Origin of the sequence: Pseudomonas sp. PS02303 (assembly GCF_029959925.1) — a bacterium.
GTDB classification, from domain to species: domain Bacteria; phylum Pseudomonadota; class Gammaproteobacteria; order Pseudomonadales; family Pseudomonadaceae; genus Aquipseudomonas; species Aquipseudomonas mandelii.
Window position 1 is genome coordinate 1 of sequence record NZ_JASCOM010000369.1, and the last position, 4338, is coordinate 4338.

At 60.9% G+C, this 4338-nt stretch carries 4 protein-coding genes; 3 read left to right on the top strand and 1 reads right to left on the bottom strand.

Annotation, left to right across the window (positions count from 1 at the left end):
- Nucleotides 1-89: 89 nt before the first annotated feature.
- Complete coding sequence (locus tag QMX98_RS32680) at nucleotides 90-1004, bottom strand: LysR family transcriptional regulator (RefSeq protein WP_010462593.1); 915 nt, start codon at nucleotides 1002-1004, stop codon at nucleotides 90-92.
- Between the two features lie 105 nt (nucleotides 1005-1109).
- Between QMX98_RS32680 and QMX98_RS32685 the strand changes: the two genes are divergently transcribed.
- From QMX98_RS32685 to QMX98_RS32695, 3 genes are all read left to right on the top strand, one after another.
- Nucleotides 1110-1709, top strand: a complete 600-nt coding sequence (locus tag QMX98_RS32685) for a short chain dehydrogenase (RefSeq protein ID WP_083374876.1) — start codon at nucleotides 1110-1112, stop codon at nucleotides 1707-1709.
- A gap of 181 nt (nucleotides 1710-1890) precedes the next feature.
- Entirely contained in the window at nucleotides 1891-2544 is a 654-nt protein-coding gene (locus QMX98_RS32690; RefSeq protein WP_010462597.1) for a membrane protein, read from the top strand.
- A 94-nt stretch (nucleotides 2545-2638) separates the two neighbouring features.
- The gene (locus QMX98_RS32695) at nucleotides 2639-4252 is read left to right on the top strand and encodes an NAD(P)/FAD-dependent oxidoreductase (RefSeq protein ID WP_282411983.1); all 1614 of its coding nucleotides are present in this window, start codon (nucleotides 2639-2641) and stop codon (nucleotides 4250-4252) included.
- The last annotated feature ends 86 nt before the right edge of the window (nucleotides 4253-4338 follow it).

The following is a 4338-nucleotide window of genomic DNA, read 5'->3' on the forward strand; positions in this document are numbered from 1 at the left end:
CGATAGCGGTGTGTCAGTCAACATCAATGCTGGATGTCACACCGCTATCGCGAGCAGGCTCACCCCTACAGGGGGTTGGATGTGGGCGGCTATTGCTGGAGACGCGCCAATGCCTCGCCGCTGCGTTTAAACCAATCAATCAAGTAGTCCGCCAACACCTGCGTTCGTTTGGGCAGTCCGCCCTGATACGGATGCACCAGGTACATCGGCATGCTCCGCGTCTGATAATCACGCAGAAGCCAGCGCAATCGCCCGTCAGCCAATTCCGTTTGCAGCAGGTAGGAAGGCAACCGCGCAATGCCGGCCCCTGCCAGCGCTGCTTTTTTCAACAGGCTGTAGTGATTGCTGGCAAACGGACCCGACACTCGCACCCGCAGCAACTCGTGCTGCTGGTGATACAGCCATTCTTCGCGACCGCTGTAATGGCTGTTGAGCAGGCAGCGATGGTCGGCCAACGCCTGGGGCGTCTGCGGCTCACCGTACTGTTCGAGATAGGCCGGGCTGGCGCAGGTCATTTCGTGCCAGGCCAGCAGAGGACGCGCGACCAAGCGTTGGTCATTGGCCACTTCGGAGCGGATGGCCAGGTCAAAACCGTCTCGGGACAAGTCGTGAAAGCTATTGTTGAGGTCCAACTCGATCTGCACCTCGGGATATTGGCGGGAAAATTCCAGCAACAAGCCATCGAAGAAGGTTTCCCCCAGCGAGACCGGAACCGTCATGCGCACCGGCCCGGCCATGTCGTCCTTCAACCGCGCCAACGCCTGACGCGCCTTCTCGACTTGAACCACCAGCGCCTGGGCTTGAGGCAACAGCGCCGCGCCCGCCGCCGTCAAACTCAAACGGCGGGTGGTGCGTTGCAGCAGGACCACAGAGAACCGTGTTTCCAGCAAGCTGATGCGCTTGGACAACTGCCCCTTGCTGCAGCCCAATTGCTGCGCCGCCAGGGTGAAACTGCCCGCCTCGATCAACACCGCGAACGCCGCCAGATCATCCATCTCACTCATGGATTGTTTCCATTTGAAAACCAAAGGTTGCCTATTAGCGCGCTTATCAATGGAAAAAACCACTCTAGACTGCAACCTCGTTCAACCACTTCGAGGAACAGCACGATGAAAATTCTTTTGATAGGCGCAGGTGGCACCATCGGTTCAGCGGTCGACAAGGAACTGTCCCAGCGCCACGACATCATTCGCATCGGCCGTAACAGCGGCGACTTCAATGTGGATATCAGCGACAGCGCCTCGATCCGCAAGCTGTTCGAGCAAACCGGTAAATTCGATGCGCTGGTCTGCGCTGCCGGCAACGTGACCTTTGCACCGCTGGATGAAATGAGCGAAGAAAGCTTTGCGCTGGGCTTGAAAGACAAGCTGATGGGCCAGGTCAACCTGCTGCTAATCGGCCGTGAATTCGCCAATGACGGCGCCTCGTTCACCTTGACCACTGGCGTGCTCAGCCACGACCCGATTCGCAGCGGCGCCTCGGCGGCATTGGTCAACGGCGCGCTGGACAGCTTCGTGCGTGCGGCGGCCATCGAACTGCCCCGCGGCTTGCGGGTGAACTCGATCAGCCCGACCGTTCTGCTCGAAGCCATGGGCAGTTACGCGCCGTACTTCCGGGGCTACAAGCCGGTTCCCGCAGCGGATGTGGCATTGGCCTACGCCAAAAGCGTAGAGGGCCTACAGACCGGCCAGACCTTTCACGTCGGCTGACACACCACCCTCACTGTAGGAGCGAAGCTTGCTCGCGAAAGCGTTCTGTCATTCATGACGATGCTGGATGCACTGGCCCCTTCGCGAGCAAGCTTCGCTCCTACAGGAGATCGAACATCGCTGGGGTTGTGATGAACGGTCAGGCTGCGTAACGTGGCGGCACTTGTCTGGAGAGCCAAAGATGCGTGTTGCCCGTTCCTTAGTCCTTGTCGCCCTGCTTCCGCTGTTTGCCGCCTGCCAATTGTTTGATGGCCCGCGTGAAAGCGCCTCCCACGTGGGCCAGACCCGCCTTCAGGGCCAGTTGACGGCAGCGGACGGCAAGTTGCTGTTCCAGCCGTGCAATGAACAGCGCAGTTATGTGGTCAATGACAGCGGTGGCACCAGCGTCTTGCAAGAGGCCGCGGCCCTCGCCGATGCCCAGGGCAAGCTGTTCGCCGACGTGCGTGGGCAAATCGTCGACAGTCGCCTTGATCTTGAACAGCTGTACCGCGTCGAACGCTCCGGCGCCGCCTGCGACGATCCCAATTTCAAATTGCTGATCCTGCGCGCCGCCGGCCACTCGCCAGAGTGGAACGTCAAGGTCAGCGGCAAAGGCATGGTTATCGACCGTGCCGGCCAGCCGCCCCTGGCCGTGCCCTATGTTGAAGAACAGCTGGGCGATGGCCGTTTCAATCTCAGCACCGAAGCCAATAACCAGCACATCGAACTGTGGGTCGCGCCGCAACGTTGCGTCGACAGCACCACCGGCAGCGTCCAGCACATGAGCGCCGAGCTGCGCATCGATGGTCAGGTGCAACGCGGTTGCGGGTATTTCGGCGGCTCGCGTAACGACTGATCGTTTTTGCCTCACGGGACCGGCGTTTGGGGCTTATAATCGCCGCCTTCAAACGCCTTGGCGCAGTTGTGCGCCCCGCGAACCGGATCCCGTCATGTTACGAATCACCGAACTCAAGTTGCCGATCGACCATCCCGATGAAGACCTGCGCCCTGCCATCGTGCAGCGCCTGGGCATCGCCAGCGATGACCTGCTCGATTTCACCTTGTTCAAGCGCAGCTACGATGCGCGCAAAAAGTCCTCTGAACTGTGCTTCATCTACACCATCGACCTCACCGCCAGGGATGAGGCCGCGTTGCTGCACAAGTTCGCCGATGACCGTAACGTCAACGTGGCACCGGATGTCAGCTACAAAGTGGTCGGCCAGGCGCCGGCGGATCTTGAGCAACGCCCTGTCGTCGTGGGTTTTGGTCCATGCGGGATTTTCGCCGGGCTGCTGCTGGCGCAAATGGGCTTCAAGCCGATCATCCTCGAACGCGGCACCGAAGTGCGTCAGCGCACCAAAGACACCTGGGGCCTGTGGCGCAAAAGCGTACTCAACCCTGAATCCAACGTGCAGTTTGGCGAGGGCGGCGCGGGGACGTTCTCCGACGGCAAGCTCTATAGCCAGATCAAGGACCCGAAATTCATCGGTCGCAAAGTCCTGCACGAGTTCGTCAAGGCCGGCGCCCCGGAAGAAATCCTCTACGTCAGCAAACCGCACATCGGTACGTTCCGACTGACCGGCGTCGTGGAGAACATGCGCGAGCAGATTCGCGCGCTGGGCGGCGAAGTGCGCTTCCAGCAGCGGGTCACCGACGTGTTGATCGAGGACGGCCAACTGGTCGGCGTCGAGCTCAATGGTGGCGAACAGATTCATTCGAAACACGTGATTCTTGCCTTGGGCCACAGCGCCCGGGACACCTTCCGCATGCTTCACAGCCGTGGCGTGTTCATGGAAGCCAAGCCGTTCTCGGTGGGCTTCCGCATCGAGCACCCGCAATCGCTGATCGACCGCGCACGCCTGGGCAAGTACGCCGGCCACCCGAAACTCGGGGCGGCCGACTACAAACTGGTGCACCACGCCAAGAACGGTCGCTCGGTGTACAGCTTCTGCATGTGTCCGGGCGGCACCGTGGTAGCGGCGACATCCGAGCCGGGCCGCGTGGTCACTAACGGCATGAGCCAATACTCGCGTAACGAGCGTAACGCCAACTCCGGGATCGTCGTCGGGATCACCCCGGAAGTCGATTACCCGGGCGGCCCGCTGGCGGGTATCGAGTTGCAGGAACGCTTGGAATCCCGCGCTTACGTGTTGGGCGGCAGCAACTACGAAGCCCCGGCGCAGTTGGTCGGTGACTTCATCGCCGGCAAGCCGTCCACCGAGTTGGGCAGCGTAGAACCGTCCTATAAACCGGGTGTTGCCTTGGGTGATCTGGCGCTGGCTCTGCCTGCGTTTGCCATTGAAGCCATTCGTGAAGCTCTGCCGGCGTTCGAAAAGCAGATTCGCGGTTACTCGCTGCATGACGCGGTGTTGACCGGGATCGAGACGCGCACCTCGTCGCCGCTGCGCATTACCCGCAACGAGTCGATGCAGAGCCTGAACGTGAAAGGTCTGTTCCCGGCGGGTGAAGGCGCGGGTTATGCGGGCGGGATTCTGTCGGCGGGTGTCGACGGGATTCGGATCGCCGAAGCCGTGGCCCGCGACATCCTCGACCTGGAAGCCTGAAGCAACACCCCACTTATCGGAGCGAGGCTTGCCCGCGAAGAAATTGACGCGGTCTTTTAGGAAGACCGCGTTAACCTCTTCGCGGG